Annotated in this window: 16 protein-coding genes and 3 pseudogenes; 10 read left to right on the top strand and 9 right to left on the bottom strand. The window is 55.0% G+C overall.

Features of this window, described 5'->3' with window-relative positions:
- Positions 1 to 151 (bottom strand): annotated as a pseudogene (locus T18_RS28155) (amino acid ABC transporter substrate-binding protein); the annotation flags it as partial.
- A gap of 225 nt (positions 152 to 376) precedes the next feature.
- Between T18_RS28155 and T18_RS25680 the strand changes: the two are divergent.
- The 4 genes from T18_RS25680 to repC all read left to right on the top strand — a co-directional run bounded on the left by T18_RS25680 (position 377) and on the right by repC (position 5,586).
- Positions 377 to 1,444, top strand: a complete 1,068-nt coding sequence (locus T18_RS25680) for a LacI family DNA-binding transcriptional regulator (protein WP_038497371.1) — start codon at positions 377 to 379, stop codon at positions 1,442 to 1,444.
- A gap of 419 nt (positions 1,445 to 1,863) precedes the next feature.
- The gene (gene repA, locus T18_RS25675) at positions 1,864 to 3,147 is read left to right on the top strand and encodes a plasmid partitioning protein RepA (RefSeq protein WP_025591772.1); all 1,284 of its coding nucleotides are present in this window, start codon (positions 1,864 to 1,866) and stop codon (positions 3,145 to 3,147) included.
- Positions 3,144 to 4,169, top strand: a complete 1,026-nt coding sequence (repB, locus tag T18_RS25670; RefSeq protein ID WP_038496201.1) for a plasmid partitioning protein RepB — start codon at positions 3,144 to 3,146, stop codon at positions 4,167 to 4,169. Before repA ends, repB begins: the two co-directional genes overlap by 4 nt.
- Before the next feature lie 202 nt (positions 4,170 to 4,371).
- The gene (repC, locus tag T18_RS25665; RefSeq protein ID WP_038496203.1) at positions 4,372 to 5,586 is read left to right on the top strand and encodes a plasmid replication protein RepC; all 1,215 of its coding nucleotides are present in this window, start codon (positions 4,372 to 4,374) and stop codon (positions 5,584 to 5,586) included.
- A gap of 209 nt (positions 5,587 to 5,795) precedes the next feature.
- Here the strand turns inward: repC and T18_RS25660 are convergent, their stop codons facing one another.
- Positions 5,796 to 6,089 (bottom strand): type II toxin-antitoxin system RelB/DinJ family antitoxin, encoded by a 294-nt coding sequence (locus T18_RS25660; RefSeq protein WP_038496206.1) that lies wholly within the window; start codon positions 6,087 to 6,089, stop codon positions 5,796 to 5,798.
- A 384-nt stretch (positions 6,090 to 6,473) separates the two neighbouring features.
- Between T18_RS25660 and T18_RS26905 the strand changes: the two genes are divergently transcribed.
- On the top strand, positions 6,474 to 6,686 hold the full coding sequence (locus T18_RS26905; RefSeq protein WP_046205681.1) for a BrnA antitoxin family protein: 213 nt from the start codon (positions 6,474 to 6,476) through the stop codon (positions 6,684 to 6,686).
- A gap of 75 nt (positions 6,687 to 6,761) precedes the next feature.
- Here T18_RS26905 and vapC read toward each other — a convergent pair whose 3' ends face one another.
- The 6 genes from vapC to T18_RS25625 form a co-directional block, all read right to left on the bottom strand.
- Positions 6,762 to 7,163, bottom strand: coding sequence for a type II toxin-antitoxin system tRNA(fMet)-specific endonuclease VapC (gene vapC / locus T18_RS25650; RefSeq protein WP_038496209.1), 402 nt, complete (start codon positions 7,161 to 7,163; stop codon positions 6,762 to 6,764).
- Complete coding sequence (gene vapB, locus T18_RS25645; protein WP_003519381.1) at positions 7,163 to 7,393, bottom strand: type II toxin-antitoxin system VapB family antitoxin; 231 nt, start codon at positions 7,391 to 7,393, stop codon at positions 7,163 to 7,165. Before vapB ends, vapC begins: the two co-directional genes overlap by 1 nt.
- A 784-nt stretch (positions 7,394 to 8,177) precedes the next feature.
- Positions 8,178 to 8,318 (bottom strand): hypothetical protein, encoded by a 141-nt coding sequence (locus tag T18_RS26900; RefSeq protein WP_003518781.1) that lies wholly within the window; start codon positions 8,316 to 8,318, stop codon positions 8,178 to 8,180.
- A 370-nt stretch (positions 8,319 to 8,688) separates the two neighbouring features.
- Complete coding sequence (gene hpaI / locus T18_RS25635) at positions 8,689 to 9,459, bottom strand: 4-hydroxy-2-oxoheptanedioate aldolase (RefSeq protein ID WP_038496212.1); 771 nt, start codon at positions 9,457 to 9,459, stop codon at positions 8,689 to 8,691.
- A 7-nt stretch (positions 9,460 to 9,466) separates the two neighbouring features.
- On the bottom strand, positions 9,467 to 10,249 hold the full coding sequence (hpaH, locus tag T18_RS25630; protein WP_038496215.1) for a 2-oxo-hept-4-ene-1,7-dioate hydratase: 783 nt from the start codon (positions 10,247 to 10,249) through the stop codon (positions 9,467 to 9,469).
- 19 nt (positions 10,250 to 10,268) lie between these two features.
- Positions 10,269 to 11,162 (bottom strand): intradiol ring-cleavage dioxygenase, encoded by an 894-nt coding sequence (locus T18_RS25625; protein WP_038496218.1) that lies wholly within the window; start codon positions 11,160 to 11,162, stop codon positions 10,269 to 10,271.
- A gap of 245 nt (positions 11,163 to 11,407) precedes the next feature.
- Here T18_RS25625 and T18_RS25620 point away from each other — a divergent pair, with 245 nt between their 5' ends.
- The 3 genes and pseudogenes from T18_RS25620 to T18_RS25610 form a co-directional block, all read left to right on the top strand.
- Positions 11,408 to 12,142: a GntR family transcriptional regulator gene (locus T18_RS25620; protein ID WP_038496221.1), complete on the top strand. Its 735-nt coding sequence runs from the start codon at positions 11,408 to 11,410 to the stop codon at positions 12,140 to 12,142.
- The gene (locus T18_RS25615; RefSeq protein ID WP_038496224.1) at positions 12,139 to 12,951 is read left to right on the top strand and encodes a sugar phosphate isomerase/epimerase family protein; all 813 of its coding nucleotides are present in this window, start codon (positions 12,139 to 12,141) and stop codon (positions 12,949 to 12,951) included. The genes T18_RS25620 and T18_RS25615 overlap by 4 nt, the downstream gene beginning before the upstream one ends.
- Before the next feature lie 1,069 nt (positions 12,952 to 14,020).
- Positions 14,021 to 14,602, top strand: a pseudogene (locus T18_RS25610) (serine hydrolase); the annotation flags it as partial.
- Positions 14,603 to 14,632: 30 nt separating this feature from the next.
- Here T18_RS25610 and T18_RS25605 read toward each other — a convergent pair.
- Positions 14,633 to 15,001, bottom strand: a pseudogene (locus T18_RS25605) (recombinase family protein); the annotation flags it as partial.
- A gap of 357 nt (positions 15,002 to 15,358) precedes the next feature.
- On the opposite strand from T18_RS25605, the gene T18_RS25600 reads away from it, so the two are divergent.
- Together T18_RS25600 and T18_RS28140 are read left to right on the top strand one after the other, a co-directional pair.
- The gene (locus T18_RS25600; RefSeq protein ID WP_038496230.1) at positions 15,359 to 15,607 is read left to right on the top strand and encodes a type II toxin-antitoxin system VapB family antitoxin; all 249 of its coding nucleotides are present in this window, start codon (positions 15,359 to 15,361) and stop codon (positions 15,605 to 15,607) included.
- The coding region (locus T18_RS28140) for a PIN domain-containing protein (RefSeq protein ID WP_323455281.1) at positions 15,604 to 15,807 on the top strand (204 nt) is incomplete at its 3' end. The genes T18_RS25600 and T18_RS28140, both read left to right, overlap by 4 nt.

The following is a 15,807-nucleotide window of genomic DNA, read 5'->3' as shown; positions in this document are numbered from 1 at the left end:
TGCCGACACTGATGGTGGCGGGATCGATGAGGCCAAGCGGATTGTCGGCAAGTGCGGGCGTCGCCGCGCCTGCAAGGACACCGAGTGTGATCGCGGCCGTGGTCGCGCGAATTTTTGCGAAGGCGGATGTTAAGGCTTGGGTAAATTGCATTGGTTTCTTCTCCTCTGGTGTCGTTGTCTGCGATAAATTCAAGGCGCACGGGTCCCACCCGGTTGGCGGCATGATGTCACCTACCCGGCCCACGCAGTTCGCATGTCGGAAGTCTTTTTATTTTTGAGACCGGTCTCAAATAGAAAGAGACCGGTCTCTTTGGATATCGGCAATTGTTATCTTCGCATTTGCCAGTCGTCAAGTTCTCTTGTAAGGCTACCGCTTATGGACAAGATCCCACCTAAAACTCCTTCCGTGACAGTCGCTGACGTCGCGCGCCAAGCCGGCGTCTCAAAGGCAACGGCTGCACGCGTACTGGGTGGCTACGGAACCGTCAGCGACCGGGTGAGAGAGGCGGTCCTGGCAGCTGCTCGGTCCCTCGATTATCGCCCCAATGAGCTTGCTCGCAGCATGACGACAGGTCGTTCAGGCACCATCGGCGTAGTGGTGGGAGATATTGAAAACCCCTTTTTCAGCCTCGCCGTGCGAGGCATCACGGATATTGCCCGGCAGGCAGGCTTCACCGTCATCCTCATTAACTCGGGTGAAGACGTCGTTGCGGAAAGAGCGGCCATCCGCACTCTGCTTGCCAAGCGTGTCGACGGTCTCATCGTCTCGCCGGCCAAGGAAAACGATGTCGAGCATCTGCATGAGGTTATTCGCTCGGGGCTGCCGCTCGCGTTGCTCGATCGTGGAAGCGACACGCTTGATGTCGACACCGTTATTGCCGACGACCGGCATGCCGCCGAGAATATTACACGCAGGCTAATTGCGCTCGGCCACCGCCGCATCGCCTATTTAACCGCCTGCGACACGCCGGATCATCGGTTCCGCAGTGCAGACGACATCAATACCGGTTCGGTCAGGCGACGCATCGAAGGGTATCTTGGTGCGTGCAGTGAGGCTGGTCTGACCAACATGGAAAGCTGGATACAGGTCGGTGCCGTCACGCAGCAAGAGACGCATCGCATCGTTACCGAAATGCTCCAGTCGGCGCAGCGTCCGACGGCAATCATTGCATCGGACAGTATAATCGGCCTGGAGGTGTTCAAGGTTCACCGTCAGCTGGGGCTTAGCATCCCGGACGACCTGTCGCTGGTATCGTTCCATGATGCGGATTGGACGTCTGTAACAACGCCTCCCGTGACCGTCGTGCGCCAACCCGTCTACGATCTCGGTGCGACGGCGGCCAGGTTGCTGGTCGAGCGGCTAAATGGCAAAGGTCAGATGGCCCGCAAGGTCGTTCTGAAAACCGAAATCGTTGAACGTGCCTCCATGCGGGAAGCACTTTGACTCGGTAGACAGTGTTGAAAAGCTGCTTTGATCCCTCCGTCGTTTTGTGACGGGGCCTCGCCGCTCGATCCGCTGTCACTATTATCGCCAACGTAAAAACGGCGCTGGTCCTCGGTCAGACAAAATCCGATAGATCGGCTCGCAGCCCGCCCTTTTAGTATGGCCGAGTGGTTGCCTCTTGAGATCGGATGTCGTTCGATTCGCCATGGGGTAGATTTTTTGCATTGAAAATCTCGTTTCGACCGACGCTGATGACCTTGATTGCCGAGCAAAAATGCAGTTGCCCCGCAGGGTCAGGATGGCCGAAATATTCTATAAGTATTTGATTATTATTTATAAAATGGCCGCCTCTATTCCCCTGTCAACCACGGACGTCAATATCCGGTTAACCGTAAATCACTGGACGGCGAAACAGAATCATGTTGTACCTTTGGCGGATGATGGTCGGCAAACCGGCGAATGCCCGCCAAGAGGAAAATATGGCGATAGCAAAACACGCAGAAATGACGAGCGGTCAGAAGGAAGACGCGGGCGCCAAGATCATGCGCCATGCGGGTCTTCTGTCTCAGCAGTTGCAGGACCTTCGCACCCGCATGTATCCTCCGAAGTCGGAGAAAAGCCTGCGGCCGTTCCTCACCAACGAAGTCTCCAAGCTGACCTCAATACCCGATTCTACGCTGAAACTCATGTCGAGCGAAGGCCGTGGACCGATCCCTGGCCGGCTGGAAAATAACCATCGTGTCTATACGCTTGCTCAGATCAATGAATTGCGCGAGCTCTTTGCCGCCCAGAAGCCTTCTGAAGCGCTGAGATTTTCTCCTCGCCGACGCGAGGGCGAGCATCTCCAGGTCGTTGCGATCGCCAACTTCAAGGGCGGCAGTGCCAAGACCACGACCTGCGTCCATCTTGCGCATTATCTCGCGCTGCAGGGCTACCGCGTCCTTGCTCTTGATCTCGATCCGCAGGCATCACTTTCTGCACTGTTCGGCGCGCAACCTGAGTTTGACGTTGGTGCCAACGAAACGATCTACGCTGCTCTTCGCTACGACGACGCCGAGCGCCGGCCAATCCGCGATATCATCCGCAAGACCTATTTCGACGGGATTGATCTGATACCCGGCAACCTCGAAGTGATGGAATATGAGCATGAAACGCCGCGGGTTCTGGCGCAGAAATCGGGCTCGGGAGCGATCTTCTTCGAACGGTTGAAGCTTGCTCTTGCCGAGGTTGATCAGGACTATGACGTCGTCATTCTCGATACTCCGCCGTCTCTCGGGTTTCTGACGCTGAGTGCGATTTATGCTGCGACCAGCATGATTATCACTGTACACCCGGCGATGCTCGATGTCGCATCCATGAGCCAGTTCCTCCTGATGATGGGAGATCTGATAAGCGTGCTCAATGAGAGCGGAGCACAGCTTGATCAGGATTTCATCCGCTATCTCATTACCCGCCATGATCCCAACGACGCACCACAGTCTCAGGTCGTTGCGTTGATGCGCCATCTCTTCGGAACGGATGTGCTTCTTCCGACGCTGATTGAAAGCACCGCTGTCGAGGCAGCAGGACTTGCAAAGCGCTCGATCTACGAACTCGAAATGGGCCAGATCGGCCGTGACACGCATAAACGCGCACGCGAGGCGGTTGATGCCGTCAACGAAGCGGTCGTGAAACTCATCAACACCAGCTGGGGACGCACATGACCAACAAGTCATCGCGTAAATCCATCGTTGCAAATTTTGGCCTGCTGTCGGCGGAACTTGAAAACCGGCTGGCGACCGATGCTCCTGTTTCCCCGCAACAACCGGCAGCGACTGCCCGTGTCGGTGCCGGCGTGATCGGTGCGGCGCACAGGGCGATCGACGACATCAAATCGGAACGTGACCGCCTCAAGGCGCTTGTTGAATCGGGTGGTGGTGCGATCAGGGAGCTCGACCCGTCAAAGGTCGATCCCTCTCCCTTTCCCGATCGTCTTCCAGATGATGACGCATCGGATTTCGAGTCTTTCAGGAACTCGATAAAGTCCGAGGGTCAGAAGGTCCCGATCCAGGTCCGCAAGTCACCAGCATCGCCCGATCGCTATCAGGTAATCTACGGTCATCGCCGGCTCCAGGCAGCCCGCGATCTTGGAATTCCGGTCAAGGCGATCGAAGTCGAGATTTCCGATGTCGAGCTTGTCATTGCGCAGGGTATCGAAAACGCCGATCGCCAGGATCTGACCTGGATCGAGCGCACCCTGTTTGCCCGCCGCATGGATGATGCCGATGTGAAGCCTCGTGATATCAAGGCTGCATTGTCTATCGATGATCCCGAGCTTGCACGAATGCGAGCGGTTTATCGCGCCCTTCCGCTCGATATCGTCGAAACAATTGGTCGGGCAGCCAAGGTCGGTCGTCCGAGGTGGGTGGAGTTTGCAAAGGCTTTCTCCGAACAGCCTGACCTGCATGATGAACTGCGCAGCGTGCTTTCGGTCTCTACGCAAAGACGGCTTGGATCCGATCAAAAGTTTCTGGCTGCCTTTAACGCCCTGAAACCTGCCGCACCGTCGAAGGCCGGCAAGATGATTGCTGGCGCCGCGGGCGAACCACTTGGCAGTTTTTCGCGCACGAACAAGGATATCCGTATTTCGGTGGATACACCGGCCGGAGCAGAATTCCTGCGTTTCATCGAAGCGCAGCTGCCGTCACTGGCTGAGCGGTTCACGCGCGAACGATCAAAGATTTGAACTGAAGCCGAGAAACAGACTTCGGAACCATTTAAAGTAAGGAAAACGTGCAAAAGAAAAAGGCCCCCGAAACGTTGCCGTCATGGAAGCCCTTCTCGTCGTGTGAGAGCTAGAGAATCGCATTTCCATGAATCCTAGTCAAGAGTCTTTGGCACCGTTTTGGTGAGCGTAAATCTTTTGCCTTTTTGAAGAGGCGAGGGACATGGAAGGTGGACAAGTGACGACGCCGTTTGGGCGGCGGTCGGTAACGCTTGCGCTTGTGAAGCAGCAGATTGCCACGACCAGGATCAAGGAAGGCAAGTCGGCAGACAAATGGAAAGTCTTCCGCGACGCATCGGAGGCGCGAGAGGTTCTTGGTCTGCAGGATCGGAGCCTTGCAGTGCTTGATGCGCTTCTGAGTTTCTATCCTGAAAATGAGCTGCGCCAGGACGCACAGCTTATCGTTTTCCCGTCGAACATCCAGCTGTCGATTCGTGCGCATGGCATTGCGGGCGCTACCCTGCGGCGTCATCTTGCCCTGCTTGTCGATGCAGGGCTGATCATCCGCAAGGATAGTGCAAACGGCAAACGCTATGCCCGAAAGGATGGTGAAGGCTCGATCGAGCACGCCTTCGGTTTTGACATATCGCCGCTTCTGATGCGCGCCGAGGAACTGGCATGCCTTGCCCAGCAGGTGGCTGCCGATCGGATCGCGTTCCGCAGGGCAAAGGAGAATCTGACGATCTGCCGGCGGGATATCCGCAAGCTGATTACGGCGGCCGTCGAAGAGAGGGCTGCAGGCGATTGGGACGAGCTGGAAGAGCAATATCTGGCCGCTGTCAGGCGAATTCCTCGAAACCCGACGCTCGACGAACTGAGAGATTTGGGCATCGAGATGGATAATTTGCGGCAGAACATCATCAACCAGTTGAATTCCGATGACTTTTCTTCAGAAATGACCACCAATGATGCTCAAAATGAGCGTCACATACAGAATTCAAATACCAAACACCTTAATGAACTTGAACCTCGCTCTGAAAAAGAGCAGGAGGCGAAGCCGAGCCAGAATAAGCAGGCCGAACATGTGCCGATTAAGGCTTTTCCGATTGGTCTCGTCTTGCGCGCCTGCCCCGAGATTTTAAACTACGGTCCTGAAGGCCAGATCAGAAACTGGCGAGAACTCATGACGGCCGCCGTGGTGGTCAGATCGATGCTCGGGGTGAGCCCGTCCGCATATCAGGAGGCCTGTGAGGTAATGGGTCCGGAGAACGCGGCAGTGACGATCGCTTGCATTCTCGAGCGGGGCGGCCACATCAATTCGGCCGGCGGGTATCTCAGAGACCTAACCAATCGGGCCAAGCGAGATGAGTTTTCGCTGGGGCCGGTGCTGATGGCGCTATTGCGGGCGGCCGGTCATCCGGTGAAGGCAACGGGGTGACGTTGACCTAATGGCTGAGGTGTTCCCGTTGCGCCGGTGTTTCTATCTGCAATTCTCCCGACTCTGCCACTTGCTGGAAAAATCGATCAGACGACGGACTGCAACGACGATGCGTTCGTCGACCAAAATGGCGGCGGCCGGGCTCTCCAACTCGATAAAAGTAAAAATTGCATCGCGATCCGATAAGGCAAATGCCGACCAGGTTAGTCTCAAGACGTTATACCCGCCGCCTTATTGCGTGCAGTCTGTCGACGCTTTTTGAAATGAGCCTCGACTTCATCGTTGGGAATATCCGGTCTTGTATCATTTAGCACCTCAAGCACCTTGGCACGAAACCAAGTATCGTGAGTCTCGCTGCCTGAAAAAAGTTCAAGCGGCAACACGCCCTCGTCCAATATGCGGACCGCGTCTGACACCGTAAGTCCCATACCTTCAAGAACTAGGGACGCACGGTCACGAATTTCAGCATCGATACGAGTTTGAACGACTCGTGGCCGCTCCAACTCAGTCCACGAAAGGTTACTGAAATTGAAGGCTGCTTTTTGATCTTCAACGGCATAAGGAAACCGGCATCATCCAGCAGGTGTAGATGATAAATGGATAACGTCGTCACGGTACCCCTCAACGGCAACCTCAGGACTTCACACCAACGGTTTCCGGAGCAGGCGTGGCAGGCTTTTAGAACAACTAAACTCCTAGCGGAGATCGAAGGCTATTGTCGGTTGAGGCTTCCTCCAACCGGTTCGGCAGTTGCAGGAAGCCAGTGGAGTTTCACTTCACGATATGCGATCTCTTCGGGATTGCGGGGCGGCTGGTCAGTTTATCAGCAGCAATTGCATTCCTTCGGCTGCCAACTACACGTGGCTTGCGACCACCGCTGTGTGGGCATACAGCCTGGAAAAAACCGACCGGCCGCGCTGTTCAAATGGGAAACGAAGGTCGTAGCGCCGGCCGTTGAACGGCCTGCAATCCCTACCACCAAGGAGCTTGTATCATTGAAGATCGGCAGCGATGTCCTCGCGCATTTTCAGGGGGACGGTCCGGGCTCGCAAGAGCGCATCAACGATACCTTGCGAGCCGTAATGAACGTGTCCAATTAAGCTCTTAGTGGGATATTGTGCGACGGCCCGGTAGTTGAATGCTTCTGTGATCGGCCAGGTGATCAATGTTTGAAACTAAGAAGTCCAGTCTTCCACTCGTAATCCGGGTACGCGATCAAATTCACGACGATTATTGGTAACCATAACCAATCCGCGCGAGCGCGCGTGCCCCGCAATCAACTGATCATATGGACCGATCGGAGTGCCACTGCGCGCTAGTTCGGCTCGCAATTGACCCGTATGGCTTGCTGCTAATTCATCGTATGGGAGCACCTCGAGGCGCGCCGCGAAGCCCTCCACAACAGAAAGGTTCTTTTCTGGACTGGCTGACTTTTCCGCTCCGTAAATCAATTCCATTAGGCTGACCGAGCTGATGCAAAGCTGATCATGCGAGCGATTGAACGCATCGCGCACTTGCTGAGGTCGATTCTTGATCGTAAAAATGCAGATGTTGGTATCGAGCATGTACTTTAGCATTAGAATGCCTCGCGCTCCTGCGGAGCAGCCTGGTCACGCTCAATCATAAAGTCGGATGTCACCTCCGCTCCTTCAAACCAACTGTCCCAGATCTCACCGGCTGGTGCGATGATGCGCGTGCGTCCCACCGCAACGATATCGACACGCTTTACGTCATCGGGCAAAGCGACCGCTTTTGGCAAACGTATTGCTTGGCTACGATTGCTCTGGAATACTGCACCCTGCTCCATCTACATCCCTCCGGATTGCATCAATCACTGTGTAGCCTATATAGTTCTTCGCGTGGGATATGTCAATGGGATATACAGTATAGGTCTTCTTAGGCACACGCGATCAGCATTGCAACCAGTCGTCTTCGCCTTGAAAGGAATCAAACTGGCCTACCAGTTGAACCAGTCATCGGGCTCAATGCCTACTACATGGATATAATGTCTGGCCATTCTTTCGTGCCGTGAAGAACGTGGAGAGTACGATTCGCCGATGGCGCCAAGGCATAAGCCGTAAGGTGCGGCCCAACAGTAATAACCAGTTGGCGTGTCCCGACAATTCTGCCGACACGACTACTCGCAGGAAAATCAACCAAGCGACGAACTGCAAAACGATCCGTTCGTCAACCATGATGGCAGCTGACGGGTTATCCGATTCAATGAATGCGAAGACGGCGTCTCGATCTTATCGCGTAAACGCTGAGGAAGTAAGCTTCACGACTTGCGTGCCATTGCTTTAAGCCGCGCTTGCCCGCGACGTTTCTCAAACTGTGCCTCGACTTTACCATCCGAGAGGTCCGGTCGTGAGAAATTAGTTCAGCCCCAACTTGTTACGGGCGGGGCTGGTCAAATACATGCATGCATAAGGAATTGCGGATAATCTATTGGGCCAGGTGCCTGAGGCGAGGTCTATACTCGATCTCCTGTGACGCAAATCACCGCCTACGTTTAGTCGGAGCTGGTTTGGAAAAGGTCCATTCTGCTTCCAAACCAATGTGGATTGAAGCAAGTTGACACCTGTCGGCGCTCAGTTTCCTTTGGCCTCGTTATCTTTCTTCGCCTGATCGTGATGCCACTTGATGGCGTAGTACATGCCAATGCCCAGTACGATAATTTTGAACGGCAAGAAAACTATTGGGAAAAAGTCTACCCATTCCAGGTCAGCCATTTCGAGTACTTCCAGTCTGTTGCTTGGAATTGTCTATCCTTCAGGATAGGACACACCCGAAATGCTCCTTTAACAACTCAATTACAAGATCGACAGGCATGGTCTTTTTGACGCAGCCTCGCCTCCTTTGTGCCGGTCGCCAACGTGATACTGGGCTCCTCAATCAGGAGCGAGACGACGCCGCGCGCAGGTGCATGCTGGCTATCAGGCCGGGTGGAAAGACTGTTGACACCGATACGGTCGACCGCTCTGGGCCTCGAATGCGAGTTGGCACGCGTTTGGACCGGATGGCCGCATCGCTCTCCACATGCCAATCGGTTCGCGTCCACAGACGCAAGGTCGGTAACGATGTGCCCGAAAGCTTGCATGTCTACAACTGTCTCGAAAACCTGGCCGCCAATGCTTCTGATCCGCGCGCCAGCAATGCGACATCGACACCGACGGCAGTGAACAGCGTTCCCAATTCCATGCAACGTGCCGCGAACTTCTCGTCAGGCGTGAGTATTCCTGCCGGCTTTCCGAGCCGTTTGAGCAATGCGATCGTATTTTCAATCGCCTCGACCACTTCCGGATGGCCCGGTTGTCCCGGATAGCCGAAACTGGCTGCGAGATCCGCCGGGCCGATAAATATCCCGTCCACCCCTTCGATGGATGCCATGGCCTCGATATGAGCAATAGCCTCCCGCGTTTCGACTTGAACGAGAACGCAAATCTCCCCCTCCGCCTGCTGGGCATAGTTCTTTACCCTGCCGAAACGTGTGGCACGCGTAAGCGCCGAAACGCCTCGAATTCCTTTCGGTGGATACCGGGTTGCTTCCACCGCGGCTTTCGCTTCGTCTGCATTTTGAACAAAGGGGATTAGAAGGGATTGTACACCAATATCCAGGAAGCGCTTGATCAGCACTGGATCGTTGACAGCTGGGCGCACCACCGGCGCGACATCGTAAGCCGCGACCGCCTGCAATTGTGGCAGCACGGTCAGCACGTCGCCGGGTGAATGTTCGGTATCAAACAACAGCCAATCGAACCCGGCTGGCGCCACGATTTCGGCAGCGTAGCTCCCTGGAAGCCCGCACCAAAGTCCTATCTGGCTTTGCCCGGCCTGCAGTTTTGCTTTAAATTTATTGACTGGAAGATCCATCTCTACCTCACGTAAAAGAGACGCCGATCGAGCCAACTGGCCCATAATCAGCCTGAATGACATCGCCCTTTATGATGTCGACCGGTCTCGTAAATGAGCCCGCAAGGACGATCTGACCTTTTTTCAAGCCGCCACCGACGGCATGAAGTTTGTTGACCAGCCATGCAACGCCGGCCGCCGGATGACCCATGATCGCCGCTGAAACCCCGGACTCTTCGATAATGCCGTTTTTCGACAGAGTTGCTCCGACCCAGCGTATGTCGATATCAAACGGGCGGATCATCCGCCCACCCACGACGATTGCTCCGAAGGCTGCATTGTCGGCGATTGTGTCTGTAATCGCACGCGGAACTTCGGTTCTGTAATCGATGATCTCGAGCGCAGGCAGAATGAACTCCGTCGCGCGCATGACGTCATAGATACGGGTGCCCGCTCCTTCCAGGTCTTCACCCATTACGAATGCCAACTCGACTTCCAAGCGCGGCTTGATGAACAAATCCGCATTAATTTGCGCGCCATCATTGTAGAGCGCATCATCCAGGATCACCCCATAATCCGGTTCGGTCATCTTGGATGCCATTTGCATGGCGCGAGACGTCAGACCTATTTTGTGACCGACAATTCGCGCGCCGCGCGAAACACGCAACTCGGCCCAAAGCGCCTGAATGCGATACGCATCCTCAATTTCGAGCTCGGGATAAGTTTTGCTGGGTTGGACAATGGGAGCCCGCGTGGTTTCCGCCTCCAGGATGGCCCTGGCTGCTGACTGGCGTTGTTCCTCGGTGATCATTATCCGGCTCCAAATGAAGTTACTTGATCGGCGGGCGCGGCAAGACAGCCTCGCCTGCTTCCATGACATAAGTGTAGTCGAGCGAGAACCACGGCGCCTGAATGTCTCGGTTGGTTGGATGCGGTTCGTCGTGGCGAATGAAATCGCCGGTGAGCGCCGCAGTCACGCCAAACTGAACGTCAGATTCGATATTCGGATCGCTCGGATCGAAAACCTGCGAAATCAGCGTCTTGTAGCCCCGCTTGAAGATCAGCGCGTGCAAATGTGCCGGTCGAAAAGGATGGCGGCCCTGAGCCTTGAGCAGGCGTCCGACGACGCCATCGACGGGGATGGGATAACCAACCATCTTGACCGTCTGGAACCAGAAACGTCCCTCCCCGTCCGTCATGAATTTGCCGCGCAAGTTCATCTCCGCCTGGTCTGGATCCTGGTTCTCATAAAGACCGACAGGGGATGCGTGCCAGACGTCGACCTCGGCACCGGAAATAGGATTGCCTTCGCGATCGATCACACGAGCATGGACGAAAAGCGGGAGGCCGGGCGTATAGGACCGGATGATCGTGCCGCCGTTTTCAACTCTTGGAGAATTCAGGCGCCAGAATGGTCCAAGAAGCGACTGCGAAGTCTCTGTTTGCCCCTCGTCACCGTTGTTGAGCAGGCAGACAAGGGACGACACGCCAAGTGAGCCGGACATGAGGACAAACTCGTTATGACTATCGGTTTGCATTTGGCCGATCTCGTTGAGAACCGCAGTCGCTTCCCGGAATTCCACCTCGGTCAGCCGTACCTCGCGAACGAAAGCATGAAGATGCTTCACCAGAGTCATCAGGATGTCCCGCATCCTCGGATCTGAAGTCTGGCCCATGGCCGCAATCACGGCGGGCGTTAAGTCCCTTTCACATTTAATCACCATCGTCACCTCCCACCGTCCGAGTGATACGTAAATAATCGATTATTTGTCAAGCGCTCATCGACGCACCCAGCGTCAGGATTCTGTGAAATTTCAAAATTGTGAGATAGTTTACCGATATTGGAGTATTTCACTCAATATCGTGAATTCTATTGTCGACCATGACGGAAAAATCCAAATTCGTTGACAATAATAATCGTTTATAATATCGCCCATCAATCAAGCGCGACATTCTCGTGGGAGGTTTTATGAAGCGACAGAGTGACTCACCCGACGCACCCAACGAGCAAGCCGGAAACGGTGACTTTGCCGATGACGGCAAGAACACGATTGGAAGCCAACTGGCATTCCGGCTGCGCGAAGCAATTATTTCGGGAGGGCTGGAGGCCGGCAGCAAGATCAATCTCGACAAGGCGCGACAGTCATTCAATGTGAGCCTCAGCCCCTTGCGCGAAGGGCTTGCGCGCTTGATTTCCGATGGGCTGGTGGAGTTTGAAGACAATCGCGGCTACCGGGTCGCGCCAGTATCACTCGCAAATCTGGAAGAGATCACGAGTCTTCGCGAAGAGTTGGAGGTTTTCGCGTTGAAAGAGTCGATTAGGGTCGGTAACGCGGAGTGGGAAAGCAATGTCATGCGCGCGCTTCACAAGCTCAACCGTGCCGAACGCGATGCGAACAAGCCGGAAACTCTCGAATATTGGGAGATGGCGCATCGCGACTTCCATCTCACCCTTATTTCGGGCTGCGGAAAGCCACTTCTCCTGCATTTCTGCAGGACCCTGCTCAATTTGAATGATCGATATCGCAGAAAATTCCTGACCCAGACTTCAGGCGACCGAAATGTCAGCCAGGAGCATAGTGAAATCGCTCAGGGCGCTGTGGCGAGAGACAGCGATTACGCGACGGACAAGCTTCATCAGCACATCCATCGCACCGGCGCTAACCTGCTTGATCATTTGGCTCGTACAGGAGTTGTGCGATGACCGATGCTGCGGTGAAAGAGCCGCCCGTAGGCATCGCCCATTTCTCTGCGATCCAACTGCCGCCCCAGCAGTTCGTCAGGCATGCTGCAGTCGCAGGCTTCAATTCAGTAGGACTTCGGCTGCATCCCGCTTTCCCCGGGGCAGCCTATTACGAGCTGCCGCAGGGCAGCAGGGATGCACTGGAGTTTCGAACTTTGCTCGACAGCGAAGGCATCAACGTTTTTGATATTGAGTTTTTTATTATCGGCCCGGATTTCAACGCTACCTTGGTCGAACACATCGTCGCTGCCGCGGCCGATATCGGAGCCAAGCGACTCTCCGCATGCGGCGATGATGGCGACCTGCAACGCCTAGTCGGCAATTTGACGGAGTTCTGCCAGCTTGCTGGACGATATGGGTTGGCCGTCGACGTGGAGAACATGGGTTGGCGCACTATCAACACCTATAGCAAGGCTGCTTCACTGGTCACGGCGTCCGGCCAAGACAATGCTGGTGTCTTGGTCGACGCCATTCACTTTTTTCGAAATGGCGGAAACATTGACGAGATCAAAATTGATATCGTACGGCATGTGCAGCTCTGTGACGTAGTTGGGCCGGCACCCAAGCGTCCAGAAGACATGATGAGTGAAGCCCGCGAAGGACGGTTGGCGCCGGGTGATGGCATGTTGGGGTTAAGCGAATTGCTGAACAAAGTTGTTGGCCATGCAACAATATCGGTGGAGGTTCCATTGGTTGGCGACATCGATCCGCTGGTTCACCTAACAAATCTTAATATGAAATCACGGAAAATTCTGCGACCGGCAGCCTAAGGGGTTCTGAAAGTGCCTTTGTCGGGCTCTCCCAACCGCTCGGCAGCGACGTTAATGCGGCTGTGCAGCAGAGGGGACGTTACCGTCGTACGTCATAGACACTGTGTAGCTCGCCGTCGCTCGCCATGACAGATCGGCAGTTTCTATTTTGGCTCAAAGATGGGCAATCGGACTTGGAGGCCCCAACCGAACCAGCGGATCAGCTATCGTGCTCTAGAATAATCTGGTGGGCGCAGGCAGTTCGCCAACCGTCGCCCCTCCCCCCGCAGGCCTGTGGGTTTACCTCGGCGCCCAGATTGAGTAATTTCCGATTCAAGGCGCGGTGCTGGTGACCTTTGTTCGAGCGGCAGAAGTTATCCTCACACTGAAGTCCACCTTCTGTTTCAGCATATCAAGTCCGTCCGTTGCGGCAGCTCACGGGCTCGGATGATAAATTCGCTGGGATTCTGTTTGTTTGCCTCCCTCCCCTCCCCTAGCAGATGTCGGCGCGGGGTGTGGTTCGTCGTGATTGTGGTGGCCGTTTCTGAGAATATGCGGTCCCGACCGTTTCGCATGAGATCTACCCGCCCGCCCTTCCCCCTTGACCCTTGCCCTCCTCCGAGGTGTAACTTGACCGTTCAAGTTGATGCGACTACAAACCTTGTCAGCTGACAAGGTCGCGGGTAGCGGACGTCTTTAAACCGATGCCCTTGGACGCTGGGCACTCCTCACCGGTCGCAGCAATTCATCGTCTGGTATCTGGACTTGCTCAAGCGAGAAGAACTGATCCGGGGTCAGATCGGCGCCCCAAAAACCTTGTCAGCTGACAAGGTTTTTCTGATCGGTGCTGAAACGTCAACCAAAGCAAGAAACCATCGCCGATGTTCACGCATTCGCTGCTTGTGCCGTCGCTGAAACAAGTGTCGCTATAATTGGGATTTTGCGACAGGCTCTCTTGGAAGGCCGACGGATAGCAAAGATCCCTTTTTAAGACATAGCGAATTTGTACGGGGACAATCTAACGAGGCCACGCTTGCGCCGTCATGATAGATAAAGCTGTTCACACTGGTGACTTTTTTAAGGTCATTCTATGCACTTGATTGTTTTTGCTGTCGGTTCTTTTGCCGGGGGGGTAAATGCGCAGCCGTGGCAAAACATCGATCCTGCATCTGCTGGCTGGTCGATTGATAGGCTGAAGGCAGCGCAGGATTACGCAACCAGCCTGAAACCCACCGCCGTCATGGTGGTGCAGGACGGCAAGGTGATTGCCAGGTGGGGCGACGTGTCCTGCAAGGTGAATGTCGCCTCTGTCTGCAAAAGCCTTCTCAGCGCACTTTATGGCATTGCGGTCGGAGAGCGACACATCGATCTCGGCAGTACCCTTGCTGATTTCGGTATTGACGATAAGTGCCCGGGGCTTACGGCGACCGAGCGGCGGGCGACAATCCGCGATTTGCTCATGGCGCGATCTGGCGTCTACCAGGTCGCGGCTTACGAGACTGCTGATATCCGCCATAAACGACCAGAGCGGGGTAGTCATGCGGCTGGCACGTTCTGGTTCTACAACAACTGGGATTTCAGCGCTATCGGCGCGATCTACCGGCAGCAGACCGGCGAAGATATTTTCCAGAGCTTCTCGAAGCGCATCGCCTTGCCGGTCGGCATGGAGGATTTCTCAGTGCGCGACTGCAGCTATTCGCTCGCCAAGAACCTGGAGAGAAAACATGCCCTGTGGCGTGGACGTATCGATCGGATCGCAGATCGAACGAAAATGGACACCACGCTCCTCGAGATCTTCGATCACTTGCAGAAGGTGGCTGACAGACCGGGCAAGGCGATCCAACCGGACGACAACCAGCACGTCGCCGGCGGTGAGGTCCCCGAGAAGTCTTGTGAGAACCGGCCGAGCGCGTGATGCACCCGAGCCTTGCTCCTGAAATATCTGCTCGCAGCCGGCAGCACGCAGCTCGTCCATTTGAGCGTCATGGACCTGATCGTCGGTAGAGACACGTGCATAGCCTATAAGGCGTTTAGGCGCCGGCGATGGATTGGCGACTTGCCGTTTTGCTATGGTTCTCTCGTGCGTTTTTCAGGTGCTTTGTACAAATAAGGAATGCGTAAGAAAATGAGTAGTTGCAAGCGTGTTTTATGACCTGAATGCAGCCCTGTCAGACGCAAAACGCGGCGTCGAACGACATCCGGGCCACGACCTGCTTGAAATACGCTCTGATGGCCGTCCACGGCGGAAATTGCTTAAAGTGTGGTGTTCGGGGAGGGGATGTGTTGGCCTCCACGCGGAACGAACATGAACGATGGCCAAACCACGGGGCGCCAAATCAGCAATACTAAATAGCCATCGAGATGGCAGATGCCTTCTCGATGGCTATTTCAATTTAAGTTACTGTGGATCCAGAGAAAGGAGCACTCAATGGTAACACCGCAACTATCCGTCCGCAGTTCCAAAGCGCGCGACCTCGCCCATAAGCTCGCCCGCCGAGAAAATCGCACGATTGCCGATATCGTCGAGCGCGCGCTCAAAACCTATGAGGCTCGTGAGGCAGGACGTGAACCCGCTGCGAAATTCTATAGTCGTCTTTCATCGCAGTCGGGTACGGATATCGATTTCGACAGTATCATCGATGAAAACAGACGCGCTCACAAAAGCGTCGAGCTTTGATTTTTCTCGACACGAATGTGATGCCGGAGACTTTGAAGAAAGCTCCCGATTCTGCAGTCATAGCATGGCTGGTTCGTCACGACGCCGAATTGGCATTGCCGACGGTTGCAGTTGCTGAGATCGCTTTTGGTATTCAAAAGATCAGGCCGGATCAGCGCGCCGATCGCCTGGAAGAGGGACTTGTGAGCTGGCGTCGCCGG

It is taken from the genome of Rhizobium sp. TBD182, assembly GCF_001950375.1.
Lineage (GTDB): Bacteria > Pseudomonadota > Alphaproteobacteria > Rhizobiales > Rhizobiaceae > Agrobacterium > Agrobacterium tumefaciens.
This window is presented reverse-complemented; position numbering and strand designations above follow the sequence as displayed.

Coding starts and splice junctions, on each gene's coding strand:
- T18_RS25680 (WP_038497371.1), top strand. CDS start 377: ATGGACAAGATCCCACCTAAAACTCCTTCCGTGACAGTCGCTGACGTC.
- repA (WP_025591772.1), top strand. CDS start 1,864: ATGTTGTACCTTTGGCGGATGATGGTCGGCAAACCGGCGAATGCCCGC.
- repB (WP_038496201.1), top strand. CDS start 3,144: ATGACCAACAAGTCATCGCGTAAATCCATCGTTGCAAATTTTGGCCTG.
- repC (WP_038496203.1), top strand. CDS start 4,372: ATGGAAGGTGGACAAGTGACGACGCCGTTTGGGCGGCGGTCGGTAACG.
- vapC (WP_038496209.1), bottom strand. CDS start 7,163: ATGCTAAAGTACATGCTCGATACCAACATCTGCATTTTTACGATCAAG.
- vapB (WP_003519381.1), bottom strand. CDS start 7,393: ATGGAGCAGGGTGCAGTATTCCAGAGCAATCGTAGCCAAGCAATACGT.
- T18_RS26900 (WP_003518781.1), bottom strand. CDS start 8,318: ATGGCTGACCTGGAATGGGTAGACTTTTTCCCAATAGTTTTCTTGCCG.
- hpaI (WP_038496212.1), bottom strand. CDS start 9,459: ATGGATCTTCCAGTCAATAAATTTAAAGCAAAACTGCAGGCCGGGCAA.
- hpaH (WP_038496215.1), bottom strand. CDS start 10,249: ATGATCACCGAGGAACAACGCCAGTCAGCAGCCAGGGCCATCCTGGAG.
- T18_RS25625 (WP_038496218.1), bottom strand. CDS start 11,162: ATGGTGATTAAATGTGAAAGGGACTTAACGCCCGCCGTGATTGCGGCC.
- T18_RS25620 (WP_038496221.1), top strand. CDS start 11,408: ATGAAGCGACAGAGTGACTCACCCGACGCACCCAACGAGCAAGCCGGA.
- T18_RS25615 (WP_038496224.1), top strand. CDS start 12,139: ATGACCGATGCTGCGGTGAAAGAGCCGCCCGTAGGCATCGCCCATTTC.
- T18_RS25600 (WP_038496230.1), top strand. CDS start 15,359: ATGGTAACACCGCAACTATCCGTCCGCAGTTCCAAAGCGCGCGACCTC.